Annotated in this window: 12 protein-coding genes and 1 pseudogene; 6 read left to right on the top strand and 7 right to left on the bottom strand. The window is 57.1% G+C overall.

Features of this window, described 5'->3' with window-relative positions; translation table 11 throughout:
* Nucleotides 1-75 precede the first annotated feature (75 nt).
* The 5 genes from P9228_RS24235 to P9228_RS24215 form a co-directional block, all read right to left on the bottom strand.
* Nucleotides 76-1,479 carry an aspartate aminotransferase family protein gene (locus tag P9228_RS24235; RefSeq protein ID WP_063169325.1) on the bottom strand — a complete coding sequence of 468 codons (1,404 nt, stop codon included), beginning with the start codon at nucleotides 1,477-1,479 and terminating at the stop codon, nucleotides 76-78.
* Nucleotides 1,480-1,492: 13 nt separating this feature from the next.
* Complete coding sequence (locus P9228_RS24230; RefSeq protein WP_063169326.1) at nucleotides 1,493-2,971, bottom strand: NAD-dependent succinate-semialdehyde dehydrogenase; 1,479 nt, start codon at nucleotides 2,969-2,971, stop codon at nucleotides 1,493-1,495.
* Between the two features lie 973 nt (nucleotides 2,972-3,944).
* On the bottom strand, nucleotides 3,945-5,123 hold the full coding sequence (locus P9228_RS24225; protein ID WP_063169327.1) for a Xaa-Pro peptidase family protein: 1,179 nt from the start codon (nucleotides 5,121-5,123) through the stop codon (nucleotides 3,945-3,947).
* 401 nt (nucleotides 5,124-5,524) lie between these two features.
* Nucleotides 5,525-6,673, bottom strand: coding sequence for a M20 family metallopeptidase (locus tag P9228_RS24220; RefSeq protein ID WP_063169328.1), 1,149 nt, complete (start codon nucleotides 6,671-6,673; stop codon nucleotides 5,525-5,527).
* A 36-nt stretch (nucleotides 6,674-6,709) separates the two neighbouring features.
* Entirely contained in the window at nucleotides 6,710-7,888 is a 1,179-nt protein-coding gene (locus P9228_RS24215; RefSeq protein ID WP_063169329.1) for an aminotransferase class V-fold PLP-dependent enzyme, read from the bottom strand.
* Between the two features lie 844 nt (nucleotides 7,889-8,732).
* Here P9228_RS24215 and P9228_RS24210 point away from each other — a divergent pair.
* From P9228_RS24210 to P9228_RS24200, 3 genes are all read left to right on the top strand, one after another.
* Nucleotides 8,733-9,200: an Lrp/AsnC family transcriptional regulator gene (locus P9228_RS24210; RefSeq protein ID WP_063169330.1), complete on the top strand. Its 468-nt coding sequence runs from the start codon at nucleotides 8,733-8,735 to the stop codon at nucleotides 9,198-9,200.
* Nucleotides 9,201-9,609: 409 nt separating this feature from the next.
* Nucleotides 9,610-10,797, top strand: coding sequence for a M20 aminoacylase family protein (locus tag P9228_RS24205; protein WP_063169331.1), 1,188 nt, complete (start codon nucleotides 9,610-9,612; stop codon nucleotides 10,795-10,797).
* 79 nt (nucleotides 10,798-10,876) lie between these two features.
* Nucleotides 10,877-12,310, top strand: coding sequence for an amidase (locus P9228_RS24200; protein ID WP_063169332.1), 1,434 nt, complete (start codon nucleotides 10,877-10,879; stop codon nucleotides 12,308-12,310).
* An 808-nt stretch (nucleotides 12,311-13,118) separates the two neighbouring features.
* Here the strand turns inward: P9228_RS24200 and P9228_RS24195 are convergent.
* Nucleotides 13,119-13,424: a hypothetical protein gene (locus P9228_RS24195; protein ID WP_164548505.1), complete on the bottom strand. Its 306-nt coding sequence runs from the start codon at nucleotides 13,422-13,424 to the stop codon at nucleotides 13,119-13,121.
* A 2-nt stretch (nucleotides 13,425-13,426) separates the two neighbouring features.
* On the opposite strand from P9228_RS24195, the gene P9228_RS24190 reads away from it, so the two are divergent.
* The 3 genes and pseudogenes from P9228_RS24190 to P9228_RS24180 form a co-directional block, all read left to right on the top strand.
* Nucleotides 13,427-13,756 (top strand): ATP-binding protein, encoded by a 330-nt coding sequence (locus P9228_RS24190; protein WP_272482847.1) that lies wholly within the window; start codon nucleotides 13,427-13,429, stop codon nucleotides 13,754-13,756.
* 771 nt (nucleotides 13,757-14,527) lie between these two features.
* Entirely contained in the window at nucleotides 14,528-15,535 is a 1,008-nt protein-coding gene (locus P9228_RS24185; RefSeq protein ID WP_063169333.1) for an ATP-grasp domain-containing protein, read from the top strand.
* Between the two features lie 188 nt (nucleotides 15,536-15,723).
* A pseudogene (locus tag P9228_RS24180) lies at nucleotides 15,724-16,004 on the top strand (integrase core domain-containing protein); the annotation flags it as partial.
* Nucleotides 16,005-16,052: 48 nt separating this feature from the next.
* Here the strand turns inward: P9228_RS24180 and P9228_RS24175 are convergent.
* Nucleotides 16,053-16,292, bottom strand: coding sequence for an IS110 family transposase (locus P9228_RS24175; protein WP_063169335.1), 240 nt, complete (start codon nucleotides 16,290-16,292; stop codon nucleotides 16,053-16,055).
* Nucleotides 16,293-16,447: the final 155 nt, after the last annotated feature.

Here is a 16,447-nt window from a genome sequence, read left to right as displayed (position 1 = left end):
AGCTGGCAGCCCCGCAAGCCGATCAGGCCGTCGCTTGAGTTTGCGCCTTGATTACGACAAGATGGCCCAACTCATTCAGATTTTCTCACTCTCGCGAACAAGCTCATCCATAACCGAGCGCACGGCGCTTTCTGCGATTGCAACAATCTCCTCCGCCTCAGCTTTGGTTGTAACCAGCGGCGGAGCAAAGCCCAAAATGTCCCCGTGCGGCATGGCCCGAGCGATAAGACCACGGTCACGGGCGGCCTTCGAGATTCGCGCACCTACCTTGAGCGCCGGATCGAAACGCTTCCGATTGTCGCGATCGGCAACGAACTCGATTGCGCCCATAAGACCGACGCCCCGCACTTCGCCGACGATCGGCAACTGCGCGAACCTCTCCTGCAACTGCGCCTGGAAAAACGCGCCGACGTCACGCGCATTGCCGGGGAGGTCTTCTTTCTCGACAATATCGAGGACCGCGTTGGCCGCGGCGGCGCCGATCGGATGACCAGAGTAGGTGTAGCCGTGCGAGAATGCCCCGACCTTGTCGGCTCCATCCTCCAGGACTTTATACACCTTCTCACCGACGATTGCCGCTGAAAGCGGGAAGTAGGCCGACGTCAAACCTTTAGCGATCGTGATGAGGTCTGGCTCGATGCCATAGTGCTGTGAGCCGAACATGGAACCGGTGCGGCCGAACCCTGTGATCACTTCATCGGCAATCAGCAGCACATCATGTTTTTTGAGGACCGTCTGTACCGCTTCCCAATAGCCTTCCGGCGGAGGCGTGATACCACCTGTGCCGAGGACGGGCTCGCCAATGAAGGCGCCGACGTTGTCCGGGCCGAGCCGCTCGATCAACTGATCAAGCTCGGCGGCGCGGCGAGCGGAGAATTCGCGCTCGGTTTCGCCCGGGGTTGCGCCCCAGTAATGATGTGGAACACCCGTGTGAACAATCTGCGGAAGTGGCAGGTCCATGTGGTCGTGATAAAAGCTCATGCCCGTCATCGAGCCCGACACGACGCTGCAGCCGTGATAGCCGCGTTCACGGGAGATGATCTTCTTTTTGGTCGGCTTGCCACGCAGGTTGTTGTAGTACCAAACAAGCTTGGCCTGGGTCTCGTTCGCATCCGAGCCGGACATGCCATAGAACACCTTGCTCATCTTGCCCGGCGCCATCTTCACAAGGCGATCGGAGAGGATCGCAAGCTCGTCGGTCGTGTGCGCCGCATAGGAGTGGTAATACGCCAAGCGATAGGCCTGACGCGAGATCGCATCGGCGACTTCCGTGCGGCCATACCCGACATTGACGCAGTATAGGCCGGCAAAGCCATCGATAAATTGGTTGCCATGCGCGTCCTGGATGCGGATCCCCTTCCCTGTCACCACGATCGTTGGGTCGCCGAGCTTGCCAGTGGCGAAATCTTTAAGCTGAGTGAAAGGATGCAAGACCGAGTTGCGGTCCTTTTCGGTGATCTCTTTGATGTTGATGGTCATTGAATGCTTCCTTTCAGGCCGCGATGTTGCCGATGCAGAGGTATTTGGGTTCGAGATATTCGATAAGACCGTGCCTTGAGCCCTCGCGACCAAGGCCGGATTGTTTCCAGCCGCCGAACGGAATGCCCGGCCCCGTAAATTTTGGAGTATTCACGGCAACCATGCCATATTCGAGCCGGTCGGAGAGCCGCATGGCTCGGTTGAGATCTTGGGTATAGACGTAGGCCGCAAGTCCCATCTCGGAATTGTTGGCTCGCGCGACCACCTCCCGTTCGTCGTCGAAGGGCAGGATTGCAGCGACAGGTCCAAACGTTTCGTCCTTCGCAATCACCATGTCATCGGTCACATTAGCAAGCACGGCCGGCGTGACGAAGTTCCCGCCAAGCGAATTGTGCTGTGCGCCTGCTACCATTCGAGCCCCGGCTGCTAGAGCCTCAGAAACCTGGTGCCTGCATTTGTCAGCACCAGACGTCTTTGTCATCGGACCGATGTCGACACCTGGCTCCAATCCGTGCCCGACCTTTAGTTTACTGGTGGCCTCGGCAAATTTTTCCGTAAAATGCTCGTAAATCTCTCGCTGCACATAAATCCGGTTTGCCGCGAGACAGTCCTGACCGGATGTCGCGAACTTGGCTGCCATGCAACCGGCGACCGCAGCGTTGATCGGCGCATCGCCGAAAAGGATGAAAGGAGCATTGCCGCCAAGTTCGAGCGAGACTTTCTTCACTGTCTTCGCGGATTGCTCGAGAAGGATTCTGCCGACCTCGGTGGAGCCCGTAAAAGAGAACGCACGCACGTGGGTATGCAACAACAGCCGTTTGGCAAGTGGCGGAGCTTCGCCCGTGATCACCTGAAACACGCCGGGCGGAATGCCAGCATCCCCGGCAAGGCGGGCAAGCGCGAGGGCCGACAGTGGCGTTTCGGGTGCCGGCTTTACAATCATTGTGCAGCCAGCGGCCAGTGCAGCTCCAGCCTTTCTGGTGATCATTGCCGCTGGGAAGTTCCATGGCGTAATGGCGACAGTCACCCCGATCGGCTGCAAATGCACGGCCAGCCTGCTTGCGGGGAGATGGCTGGGAATCGTTTCGCCGTAAGCCCGCTCCCCTTCCCCTGCAAACCAATCTAAAAAGCCGGCAGCGTATGAAACTTCGCCGCGGGCTTCAGCAATCGGTTTTCCTTGCTCGGCCGTTATGATGACAGCCAGGTCTTCGGCGCTCTCCCGCATGCCTGCCGCCCATTTCCGCAGATATGCACCACGCTGTAACGGAAGCATGTCGCGCCACTTGAGGAACGCTGCTCTTGCGCAATGGACCGCGTCGTCAACGTCGGCGTCTGCGCAAGCCGCAACTTGAGCGATCTCGTCACCGCTGGCAGGATCAAACACGGCAAGAGTATCTGATTTGGAGAGCCAGGCGCCGTTCAGATACGCATCACCACGCAAAAGGTCTGGCCGTTTGAGCCTGCGTAATGCCGTGATTGACGTACCCCTCATCTAAGACTCCAATGGTATGCTGATGCCTTTAGGTTATTGCTGCCACAGCGCCGATCGGCAGCGCAGTTGATGCCCCTTTAGCTGCATTCCTGCAAACAGCAGCCAATTCGCGTAGAATTGGACACGGCTCACAACTTCACTTGCCAGGAGGCTTAGCGACCGCGAGCGAAGGTCGCGCTGGTCGCCGGCGGCGCGGAAAGTAGTTGGTTCCAGCGCCGATCTCCCGATCCCGAGTTCCCGATCTGGCCTCGTGGCATTAAGTTCTCGACCGACACCGATCAGGCGCACTGACGCAGGCGCAACCGCCTCGAATCTTAGACGGAACTCGCCGCAAGGCTACTTTCGTCCGGCACTGTGCAGGGTGACCGCGACCGCTTCAGACACGATGGCATCGCGGACGACTTCATTCGGAAGGAGGTCTTGGGGTCCCGAAATTGAGGTCCCCGCGATAACCCAGACATTCACTTGGTGAAGTGGTGAAGTCGCACGAAACAGCAGAAAAGGATGAAGCGAGCCCCGGGCAAAAGGCGAGCTTCGCTGCCGAGCCATCTATCGGGAACAACGTGTGCTGATGTCGCGACGTGTTGCACGGACGGGGCGGACCATACTCGCGTTCCCACCGGCGCGCAGGGTTGGCAAGAGCCCGCTTCAGGCGCGCGTAAACTCGTCCTCAATGCTCCTCAAAAGCTAAGTCCTCTTGCGTCATCCGCGCATTTGTAGAATGGGGCAACGTTCACGCCGCGCTCGCGTCACAGGTGGCTCATTTCGGCCTACGGATCTTAATCTCCGCTGATGCAGAGAACTCATGTGCTAGGCGAGATTCTCCTGTCCCAGAGGTTGGGCATGCCGCACCTCTCAGACAGCGCCGTCCTTAAGCTAGATCCGTTCATCCGCTCGCCGCAGAAACAAATTTCAACCGGCTTCGAACGGACCCAGTGAGATCGCAAAACGATTTGGGTCACATCCAAATCACCTAGTCCACGACGATCAAGCGGCGATCAACATCTGCCAATCGCTCACCGCCCCTTTCGGTTACAATAAATGATTCAGAGATGGCGGCGCCGAACCCTTCGAGCCTAACCCCCGACTGAAAATGGAAGCACATTCCTGGTTGTAGGATGGTCTTGTCGCCCGCGCGAATACTAACCGTGCGTTCGCCCCATTCCGGCGGGAAGTTGAGTCCGATTGAATAGCCGGAGCGGCCTATCTTGATATACCCGTTCCGCTTGAGGATATCTTGCCACACCGCATTAAGCTCCTCAACGACGGTACCAGGCTTTGCCATCTCGAGCACAGCATCCCCGCCTTCCACTATAACCTCAGCAAGACGCGAGACCTCTGCGGGTGGCTTTCCGATGTGGACGGTGCGGCACAGCGGCGCACAGTAGCGGCGTCGGGTGGCGCCGAACTCCATGAGAACCAGGCCAGAGGTCGGCAAGGGCTCCTCGGTCCAACTGAGGTGCGGAGCGTTCGTTTGTTCGCTAGTCTGGATAAGAGGAGGACCGCTAGAGTCGCCATATTTACCGTCCACCCCTCGTGTCTGGGCCCGGTACACCTCCGCGACGACCTCATGTTGCGGCACTCCAGGCCTTAGGTTAGCGATTGCCGTCTGCATCGTATGCGTTGCAAGGTGGCCCGCTTCTCTCATGTAGACTAGTTCAAGGTCAGATTTTATAAGCCGTGCCCAATTGACTAATTCGCGGCTATCAGAGAATTTTGCATTCGGAAGGCCTTTGACGAGATGTTGATGTGCTCGGGCAGTATAGAAGTGGGCGTTAAGCTCGACACCGATTCGATCAGATCCCCAGCCGCGCGAATTGATAAGCTCGCAAAGATCGTCAAATGGATGTAATTCTGGATGTTGAAGTCTATGATCGGAAAATGAGCTTATATTTTCTCTAGGCAGATCCGTCGTTATATAAGCGGAATTTACATCGACGAAACGTCCGAACCAGAGGGGCATGTCCGACTGGAGATGCACTAAGACCACCTGAGGCACGTAGAACGAATAGCCGTCAAAGCCGGTAAGCCAATACATATTCGCGGGATCCTGGCAGATCAGCAAGTCCAGCCCCGCTCGCTCCATCCGCTGCTTCACGTCATGAACACGACGCCGAAACTCCTCGGGCGGAAATGGCTTCTCATATTTCATCTCGTCGAGTCCTTCAAAACAGGCATTCCTCGAACGGATCAGGCATTCGTCCTGTCCGCATACTTTCTCTTCGTATCACGTCACAAGAGGCTGTTTTCCCCGAGGATTTCTTCTTGTCGCGGAAAATCTGCATTTCCTAGGCACTTGCCGTACGTTATCCGCATATGAGCGCCAAATTTTCGGTGGCTCTGCGTCTCCGGTGGAAGATCATGCCCTCCCTATGGTGAAGACGCACTCTGCCTGTCGCAACAGAATTTCAAGCACGGGCGGCAAGATCTACGTGGGAAGCGCCGACGAGACCAGCGAAGATCGGGACGTTGCGGCCGCCACGCTCATGCAGCATCCGGGGCGTCCGCGGCCCAATGGACGGGGTTTGAGCACCCCCATCAGGCCGGCCACTCCTAATATGTGAGCATGATTCTCTGGTACAAATCAGCAGCCTTGGTCAGTTGATCGATTTCAACGAACTCGTTGTTCGTATGGGCTTGGGCAGTACGCCCGGGTCCGATAATCACACACGGGATCCCAGCCAATGACAGCTGATTTGCATCCGAGCCGCCGGTGGCTCCCTTCTGCTCTCCGGTCCCCGCGACGTGGGCACAAGCCGCTCCTGCGACTGCTGCAATTTTGCTCGACCCGGAACTGATTGGAGGCGGGTCTTCCAATGCGGGAAGCAATGACCGAACATTGATCTTGTCTTCGCCCTGGCGAAGGCCTTCCAGTATGCTTTCTACCTCCGCCAACGCGTCCTGCGGCCGCTCCCCGGGTATGAGACGCCGATCGACCCAGATACGGCATACCGGCGGTACAGTGGTAAGTTCCAAACCTCCTTCGATGAGGCTCACGGTCAGCTGTGATGACCCTACCAATGGGTGCTGCGCCCGAGACACAAGGGATCGATGGTGCTCATCAAGTGCCAATACCACCTTGGCCATGCCCGTGATCGCGTTCACTCCGAGATGAGGCTTCGACGTATGAGCCGGTACACCCTGAACCTCGATTTGCCAGCGGACAGAACCCATGTGAGCTACAACGAGCTCTAATTCGGTGGGTTCACCGACTACCGCACCCTCATAAGCGACACCGGAATCGGCTATAGCGCGGGCGCCAAGTTTGCGGTACTCTTCGTCAATGCTGGCTGCCACAACAACCGTGGCCCGGGGCTGCCGTTCACCAAGTGAGCTAAGCGCAATCAACATAGCTGCAAGTGAGCCTTTTGTGTCGCAGCTACCTCGCCCATATATTCGCCCGTCCCGTTGCTCACCCGAGAATGGATCTGATTCCCACCTATCGATAGGAACGGTATCCATATGAGCAATGAATAGAATACGCCTATCGGGTTCTTTCCCAGGTACCCAGGTCAGGAAATTCGAGCGACCATCGGCCACCTCCTGTATCCCGTAAGCCAGCTTCCGCTCCTTGCAAAAACCCTCGAGGAACTTGGCTACACCTTGCTCTCCACTACCTTTTGGCGACAGCGATGGATTGATGCTCTCGATCTTTATAAGATCTTGGAGAAGTCCGATAGTCTCGGCGCTCTGGGTCGACATGTACTCTCCTGTGTGCATGAACTAGCCGTGTCGCTCTTACTTCGACCAGCTCTTGGCCAGATTGATTACGCGATCGACTTCATCGGCGGTGTTGTAAAGATGCAGGGAAAACCGGAGCATGCCTCTGCGTATTGAGACGATTACCCCGTTCTTCGTGAAATGCTCGTGAAGCGACCGAATGCGGGCGTCGACTGGGCGCCCTTCAACAAGATCGCTGGAATCGCCAACGGCTACGATACTTCCAGTGTGAGCGCCTGGTGGCCCGCCGCAGACCGGAAGCCCGATATCTAAGAGACCAGTGGCCATACGTTTTGCGAGTGAGGTAACGCTCTGGTCGATCGCCTCGGTTCCGATATCAAGTAGCTGGCCCATTGATGCATATGCAGCCAACATGCCAGGGAAGTTGTAATGCCCGATATCAAAGCGGGGCGCGCCAGAGCGCAACTTTACAAAACTAGGTACCGGAGCTGATTCTGGCGCGTTTCCGAAATCTACGCTGAAGCGCGCAAGATAGGCCGGGCTCAGCCGATCGGCCCATTCTTTACGGCAATATAAAAAACCCGATCCATAAAGACCCATCAAACCCTTCACAGTGGACACTGCTACACCGTCTACGCCAAGTCGATTGACGTCGGTGTGGAGTATCCCAACAGATTGCGTCGCGTCCGCCAAAAGAAATGCACCGTAGTGCCTACAGGCTTCGGATATCTGCTCCATGACGGTCCGAAACCCCGGAACCATCGTCACCGTCGCCAAGGCAACAACGCGGGTATGAGAATCAATCGCCTTTACGAATGCATCAGGGGGAATTGAGCCGTTATCCGGCTCTACGACTCGCAACTCGACATTGTAGCGGTCTCTGATCTGAATCCATGGCAAGATATTATTTGCGTGTTCCAATTTTGGGCATAGAACGACGTTGTCTCCATCTCTCCAATCGATCGCATTAGCGATGATGTTGATGCCTTCCGATGCATTCTTGGTAATTGCAATTTCATCGTGATCTGAATTGATAAATTGTGCGAACCTAGCGCGAGTACGCTCGACGTGTTCGAGCATTCTTTCTTCGTCGTTTAGGCCATGCAGCCGATTGTTCAAATGAGGCTCGATTGAAGCCAATGTTGTGCTTGATATGAGGCCCTGGTTCGCGACATCCATGTAGATGGCGTTTGCTGTGGCTGGAAACTCCTTTCGGAGGATGTCCAAGGGAAGCATATGGCTTTCTCTCCTGGGAGTGCGGACGGCGGTTGAGCTACCTTGTTCAGGCGATCGTTCCGGCAAGGGTAAGAATGCCGCCAGACTGGTCTGCGCTGACCTGCCCATTTTACACGGTGCTCGTGCCGACTTTGGTCTAACATTCGGTCTCCCACGCCGCATTCCTGCGCCAAACCGCGATTCACGCAGAGATCGCGAGCCATTCTCGCGGATCACTGAAGCGTCTCGACGGAATGCAGCTGCAACAACTGCCTCACGAGAGATCAATTTGGGTAATTCTCAGACCGCGGATAGGGCTTCTTACCAGTGCTTGGAGCGACGTTAGCCTGACTGAGCCGACGACCTTCTCCTCCAGCCCCACACCCATGCGGATCATAGTTCACTCGCGGCCGACGCGCGAGGGCCGTAAGGCATCCGAAAGCCGGGGCCGGTTCATAGCCTGACTCTCATGGTCTCCGATTTATGCTGCAACGCCGACACCCTTGGTGATGTCGCTCCCTAACACGCTTGCCTCGAACTGATGCGAGCGTGCTGCAACTCATGTTTTCTGCGCCTGAGCAACGAGATCGGTAGGATCTTTTCGACCGGGGATCGCCCCCACCCGATCGAATCTGCCGTTCTTGCGCTGGCCCGCAACTGCTCACCAGCAACGCCCATCGATTCAGCGGCACCCCTCAGATAGTTATACTATGCCGGTATTGTGCGCAGATGGCGAAAGAAACGCCGATTTTCTGCGACTTGGACCGACTTTAGCGCCGAGAGGGCGTTTGGCACTTGCTACATTTTGGACGTACGGACTGGCGGCCTTGGCATTGGCCGATATCATCATGAGCAGAGATTGTGAATGGATCTGGATCGAATTGACCGGAAGATTCTCAACGTCGTGCAGCGCAACAATCGCCTTACGACAGAGGAATTGGGCGAACTTGCCGGACTATCGGCTACCGCTTGTCAGCGGAGATTAAAGCGACTTCGAGACGCTGGCGTCATCGAAGCGGACGTTGCCATAGTTTCACCGGAAGCCGTCGGTCGGCCCCTGCTCCTGCTGGTATCCATCACTCTCGAGCGCGATCGCGCCGATATCATCGATCGTTTCAAGCAGGCAATTCGGCGGACGCCTGAGATCATGAACGCTTACTACGTTACGGGTGAAGCGGATTTTATTATTACGGTCTCTGCTCAGGACATGGCCGAGTACGAGGCGTTTACCCGTCGTTTTTTTTACGAACATCTTGAAGTAAAGGGGTTCAAGACAATCGTTGTAATGGATCGGATCAAGGCGTCGTTTGCTCTGCCAATTGCTGAAGAGTAGCCTTCAAAAGAGCCCGCCCAGGCAACCACCACGCGCCTTCCGCGGGTCGCAGTTGTCCCGCACTTCTGAATGTCGGCTGTCCTATTTTGAATGGTCCCGCATATATACCAGGGCACCTCCTCTCAGCCTGCAGGTGTTATGCGCCAATGACCAAAAAACGATGATATTCTGCGGGACCAAGGCGCCCTTCGCGCAACCAAGCTCTTTGGCACTTGCTACATTCTGGGCGGAGCGGAATTCAGGATTGTCGGTCCCCGGCTAATTGGAGCGGCTTCAGTCGGCGGAATAGCTGGGGTGCCTACGTCGCACAGAGGATGCTGTGCTCCCGGCAGCGCGGAAACGGGTCTCCCGGCTCTCGCAAGGACAAAGCGTGAAATTCGCCTGCAACCGGCAAGAAAGGAAAGTCCCCGTGGCAATTCTCAATAGCGTCGCAGAGTTTCTCCCCGAGATAGTGGCTTGGCGCCGGGACATCCATGCACATCCCGAACTGGGCTTCGACATCCCCCGTACTTCGGCATTTGTCGCCGAGCGCCTGCGCGAATTCGGCTGCGACGCCGTCGCGACCGGCATCGGCAAAACCGGCGTCGTTGGCGTCATCAAGGGCAACGGCGTCGTGAGCGACGGTAACCCAAAGGTTATCGGATTGCGCGCTGACATGGATGCGCTGCCGATCAACGAAGCGACCGATCTGCCCTATGCGTCCAAGAACAAGGGCTTGATGCATGCGTGTGGGCATGACGGCCACACCGCGATGCTGTTGGGTGCCGCGCGCTATCTTGCCGATACTCGGAATTTCGCTGGAACGGCGGTCATGATCTTCCAACCTGCCGAGGAGATCGGTACCGGCGCCGTTGCCATGCTAGATGACGGTTTGATGGAGCGGTTCGGCATCGAGCACATCTACGGAATGCACAATCGTCCGGGCTTGCCGGTAGGTGTCTTCGGAATCCGGCAAGGTCCAGTGATGGCGGCAACTGATAGCATAGAAATTAGCATTGAAGGGCGAGGGGGGCACCCTGGAAGGCCTCATGAATGCATCGATCCGATTCTGGTCGGCGCTCAGCTTGTGACGGCCCTGCAGCATATCCTGGCTCAGAACATTGACCCTGTCGACTCGGCAGGAATTTCGTTCCACCAGTTCCAGTCCGGGCAGAGACTAGTCCCCGTCGTTCCGCAAACAGCGGAGTTGGTGGGCACCATGCGGACGCTAAAGCCGGAGGTGCGCAAGTTCGTGAAGGAGCGGGTGGGCGAAGTGGTCGCCGGCATCGCCCAGATAACCGGCGCGAAGATAGATATTAAATTTCAGAGCTTCGACGCAATTCTCTTCAATGAGGTCCAGCAGACCGACCTTGCGAGAAGCGCGGCCAAGGGCGTGGCCGGTGAAAACAATGTGCTCGAGACGCCACCGGTAATGGGGGGGGAAGATTTCTCCTTCCTGGCGCAGGCGCGGCCGGGTGCTTTCGTCTGGTGCGGGAACGGTGACAGCGCCGGCCTGCATCACCCTGCCTACAATTTCAACGACGAGGCGATTCCTTATGGAACATCGTACTGGATCAAGCTCGTAGAGAACACGTTGGGATCCCGTCCGACGTCTTGATGATCGGTCTGACAAGGGCCGCAGAACGAATGAATAACTGCCGTCTTATGCCAGGCTTGAATGTAGCGGACCTCGTAAAATGAAAACTCGTTCATCCGTGCCAACATCTCTTGAGGGTCTGTCGGCGTGCGAATGCCTGGAACTCTACCGAAGGCGGCAGCTCTCGCCTGTTGAAGTCGTCGATGACTGTCTCAGCCGCATCGACGCCAACAACCCGGCGCTGAACGCATTTTGCCTCGTCGACCACGAAGGGGCCAGGTCTGCTGCCCGGGCCTCGGAGGGTCGATGGATGAAGGGGGAACCAGCCGGAGTACTAGATGGCATTCCGGCCACCATCAAAGACCTCACCTTGACACGAGGCTGGCCGACAAGACGTGGCTCATTGTCCGGCAGCACCGAGGGACCCTGGACTGAAGACGCCCCTGTTCCAGCCCGTATCCGTGAGACCGGTGGCGTTATCCTGGGCAAGACAACCACTCCAGAATTTGGCTGGAAAGGGGTAACAGACAGCCCGGTCTACGGGATCACCCGCAATCCCTGGAATCCTGACCTGACACCAGGCGGGTCGTCGGGAGGGGCGGCAGTTGCGGCTGCGCTCAACCTTGGCTTTCTTCATCAGGGTAGCGACGGCGGGGGATCAATCCGGATACCGGCGAGCTTCACGGGGACCTTCGGCTTCAAGCCAACCTTCGGCATCGTTCCGCAATGGCCAGCTAGCGCCATGACAACGCTGTCTCATTTGGGGCCGGTGACCCGCACCGTTGCGGATGCGATCCTGATGATGAATGTGATTGCACGAAAGGACGCTCGCGATGGCTATGCGGGTCCGGCGTACCTAGGTCTCGACCCCGATCCAGCAAAGACCACCATCAGGGGCCTGCGGATCGGCTACAGTCGGAACCTCGGCTATGTCAAGGTGGCGCGAGATATCCAAAACGTTACCGATAATGCGATCGACCAGCTTCGAGCTCTTGGGGCCGAGGTGGCCGAAGTCAATCCGGGATTTGCGGATCCGGTGGAGGTGTTTTCTACATTCTGGTTCGCTGGCGCCGCCCGTATTGTGTCACGAATGAACAAACAGCAAAGACAATTACTAGATCCTGGCTTTCTGGAAGGTGCCGAACGCGGGCTGAAGATCACCCTTACCGAATTTCAGGAAGCTGAGGCGATGCGGTTCGAGCTCTCCGCTCTGATGGCGAAGTTCCACGAAAATTACGATCTCTTGGTCACACCGACGATGCCTATCGCGCCGTTCCCCGTCGGGCGAAATGTGCCGGATGATAGTTACAAGGGGTGGGTGGACTGGACGCCCTTCACCTACCCTTTCAACTTGACCCAGCAACCAGCAGCATCGATTCCATCGGGCCTGGATGATCAAGGGCTGCCCGTCGGGCTACAACTGGTCGGCGCGCGCTATTCCGACACCTCCGTCCTAGCCGCGGCATATACGATCGAAAGTCGCCTGGGGCTTCCTTCTTTCGCGAGGAGCAGATTCCACGCTGCCACCCCTTAAAACTTGAGACTGCCGCGCTCAAGCACCTGACGGCCTCCAAGCGGTCAAGCCACGGACGCGAATGTCATTCGATAAAGGGGCGCGGCGTCATAGATGGGCAGTCCTGTCCTACGACGGATTGCTGACGTCACCATCGGGGACAATGTACATTCAAATAGGAGTGCGTCAATCTTGGGATGTGCGGCGCGAAGTCGCGACACAGACTGCAACCCGGGGACTCCATTTCGGTAACACTAGCCGGCCGCGTATTACCTTCGATGCCGCCGATGGCTACTCTTGCCCCTGCGGATGAATCCATGCCCAGCAGCTCTTCGCCGCAGTGTCTTGAGTCTGCGGCCAGACGGCGAGCTTTGCGCCGGCCGGAAGCTGCCGGAGGAGCGTGGGCGCCAGTAGCAGGCTCGACATGGCCACGGGAAGTTTGACAGACGTGGCCAGTGCAGCCTGGCACCAGATACTGAAGCCGCAGTCCCTGGTTATCGCGACGGCTCCGCGCTCAACCAACCGCCTGGCAGCTGCAATGTAGGCCGGCTCGAGAGAGGCATCGCCAGGACTGACCCTCTCCGCCAAAGCCCCGGCCGCGGTCTCTATTATAATTGGGAAGTCGAAGTTGCCGGGTTGAAGACCGACCCCGATGCGGTGGCGGAAATTCACCAGGGCGCAAGTCCGATCTCCAGCCTGTGATTTTTGCAACACTGGCCATCCAATGAGGATCCAACTGCCGTCTGATCGTGACAATTCAGCTGCGTCAAATGCCTTTGCCGCCAAGATGGCGCGTATCGTCAGGTTGTGCTGACCAAGCTGGGACGCTCTACGAGCGCAGGAATCCTGCATTCGCCTGACGCTTCCGGCTCGGTTGCAAGGCTCGGGAATAGTAATGACGAAACAGTGGATCAGCACGCCGTAAGCCCAGTGCAAAAAATGCGGGCTTCGTGCCGAACCTTTTTTTGGAACGGCGGGCGCGGATCTCATCATTGAGATTACCGGAAAGCCTGTCCGGACTTTTCCGAAGCCGCACTGTTATCCTGTTCGAGAGCGACGCATCGATGGTTCCTTTCCCCGCCTCATCGACAAGCTCACCCGTGTCCACTTGGCTCATCCACGACGACTTCGGCAACCATGCTCTCTCCGATCAGCAGCGCTTCCACCTCTTCGAAAATCGTCGAGGAGCGCTATCAGAGAAAATCCACCCTGATCACCGCCCAGGTCCCCGTGGCAAGCTGGCACGACCTTATTAACGACAGCACGGTCGCCGACGCTATACACGACCGCTCGTGCACAATGCACACCGCATCGCCCTTCAGGGCGAGAGCATCCGAAGAAAAAAGCCTCGGCCCTCTTGACCGACTCCGAGAACACCGAAATCAATCAGCCCTACAGCAACCAGGCTGCCGAGGACCAACCTCGACGAACTGTCGGACTTTTGTGAAAACGCTGTCCGGGAATTAGCGGAATCGCTGTCCAGCTTTTGAAGCGCGCAATAACACTATGGCCGTCATCGAAATGAGCAAGGCGAAGTGCTGATTGCCGCGTTTGTTCCGGGATTAAGCGCCAGCCTCTCAAGAAGATTTATGCCGACTCGCCATCATTGTTGAAACTGCTGCAGCGCTCGCACGTTGAAGCCGGCCAGGCCGGGCATACGATTATGCGGATCGCCTTCGCCCAACTTCAATTCTGGACGCCAGGGCTCGATGTAAGGGACCGGCGAGCGTCAAAAGACTGCGGATGGGTCGCCGCTCGTCCCCTGGGATACGATCTCTGTCGGATTTTGTCGCGCCTGCGACATAGTGGTTGTGCGGGCCAGTTTAGTACCTGATATGACCGTAAGTTTGATATCAAACTCAAAGCACTGGCCGACGTGCATTTTGCGAGGTTGGCACGGTTTTTGAAGCGATCATTTCGCGTCGGAGCGCTCTCATCCGCCGGTTATCATCTGTTTTGGCATAAACCCTGCATAAGGCTTTATTGATGGTACCGCAACCCAACTCGCCGTCTTTCGAGCTACTTGGGCAAAAAGAGCACCGCCAGCGGAAAGGGTCGGGAACCGGAGAGGGAACCGGGTGGTGGACCTATGTTTGTGGAGGGGGTTGTGAAAAGGGTCAGCCATGGTGCTTCGAGCCTCTTGTACTCGTGCAGGTCGTCAATGTTGATATAGCGGTTGGCCTCCATCCAGTTTTCATTGGTTTCGTGACAGCAGACAAACGTCAAAGGAGATAGCTCATGCGAGTAGCCATCGTAACGAACAGTGATTTCAACGGTGTGATTAACCGGTTCGGTCAGCCTTGTCCGCAGCCGCCGCAGCCTTGGCCGCATAGCGGCACGTTGGAAGATGTGGTGGCGGCACTTCAAGAGGGCGGCCACGAGACGGTAGTGTGTGAAGGCGATAAAGGACTGCTCGCCAGTCTCGAGCGGTTCATGCCACCTGATCCGCAAGGTCGCCCCTCGGGAATGGTCTTCAACTTGGCGGAGGGAATTCAGGGCGAAAAGCGTTACACTCATGTTCCTGCCATGCTTGAGATGGCCGGTGTTCCATACACTGGATGTAGCCCCTTCGGGATTGGGCTGACGGGAGACAAAGTCATTACCAAAATGCTCATCCGCGATCAGGGCGTGCCGACTCCGAACTTTCGCGTGATGCGTCGCGGCACCGAGAACACCGGCGACCTGAGATTCCCAGTGGTAGTGAAGCCGCGGGAGGAGGACTGCAGCTTCGGATTGCAGATCATACATGAACACTCTAAGTTGCGGCAGGCCGTCGAAGTGATCGTCACGCAGCATGCTCAGGATGCGCTAGTGGAGGAATACATCGAGGGGCGGGAAATCTGCGTTGCGTTGCTCGGAAACGGGGAGCCCGAAGTTTTGCCTCTAGTGGAGCAGGACTTCGGTGACCGCGAAACGCGTGTTATGAATTGGGATGCGAAGTACGTGGCGGCCGCAGCGGTGCCCAAGATTTGCCCGGCGAAAATCGAGAGCGGGCTTGAGACGATGTTACGGGATATTTCGGTTGCGACCTTCCGTGCCTGCCACTGCCGGGACTATGCCCGCGTCGATTTCCGGATCGATCGCTCAGGCCAACCGTTTGTCCTAGAGATGAACTCGGTGCCGGCCCTTGGTATACACTCCAGTTATGGCACAGCTGCAACGGCCGGCGGACACAGCTTCGTAAGCTTGATCAATCGCATCCTCAATGTCGCCCACACCCGCTATTTCGGAATCGGCGTCTCATAGTGGATTGATCGGATCAAAAGAGTCCGATTTCGGGATTCCGTTTTGCGGTTTGGCGTGCGAGTTAGATGCATGCGCAATAGCATCCCCCTTCACCGTTTTGGCCAGCGACCGTCAGCGCCTGCAAGCGCTCGTCGCGGCGCCAGGAAGCCCGCAAGCACGTTCGGGGGCCGCATCGTCGCGCTGTGCTTCGAACCACGAAGCCAAAGCATACTTGGACCACCGGCTAGGTCGAGCGAATGAACCGCACCATCAAGGACGCGACGGGCAAGCGTTTCCACTACGACGATCATGACCAACTGCGTCGGCATCTTGCCGACTTTGTTGCGGCCTACAAATTTCGGCCGCAGGCTGAAGGCCCTCAAAGGTCTCACCCTACGAGTTCATCTGCAAGGCATGGGCTTCCCAGCCCGAGCGCTTCACTCTCAATCCGCTCCACCAAATGCCTGGACTTGTCTATTCGGCGTGTTGAAGTCAATCCCATTCAAGCTTCCTAGGCTGACCTGCCGACGCGATTATCCTAGCCTGATTGATGTAACCGCGGCGTCAAACCGAGATACGGCCCCACGTCCTTCGAATTCCTGAAGGGGGCAGGAATATCGACCGTGGCGTTGAAACCCAGTGCAACGATAGGGCCGACGCCCAGCACGGTCATCAACCGCCTGCAAACCGTGTCACCCCTCACGATCGACAACAGTCTTTCGTGTAGCACCGTGAACTGCTCGCAAAGTTTCCGACGGGCGGTGAGCAACGTCTCCATGATGTCTCGAGTTCCGGAATGTCACCGGAAGGGTCCCGGATGCGATCCGCGAATTTGCCGGCCGTCGACAATGCCAACTTTGAGACCGAAGTTACGAAACAGGCCACGGATGTCGTTCTCGATGGCGATGGCCTTTTCCTGAAGCGACTTGAGGG

It is taken from the genome of Mesorhizobium sp. WSM4898, from assembly GCF_029625845.1.
Classification (GTDB): domain Bacteria; phylum Pseudomonadota; class Alphaproteobacteria; order Rhizobiales; family Rhizobiaceae; genus Mesorhizobium.
Note: the sequence above shows the minus strand (reverse complement) of the source record. Positions and strands in the feature narration are given on the sequence as shown.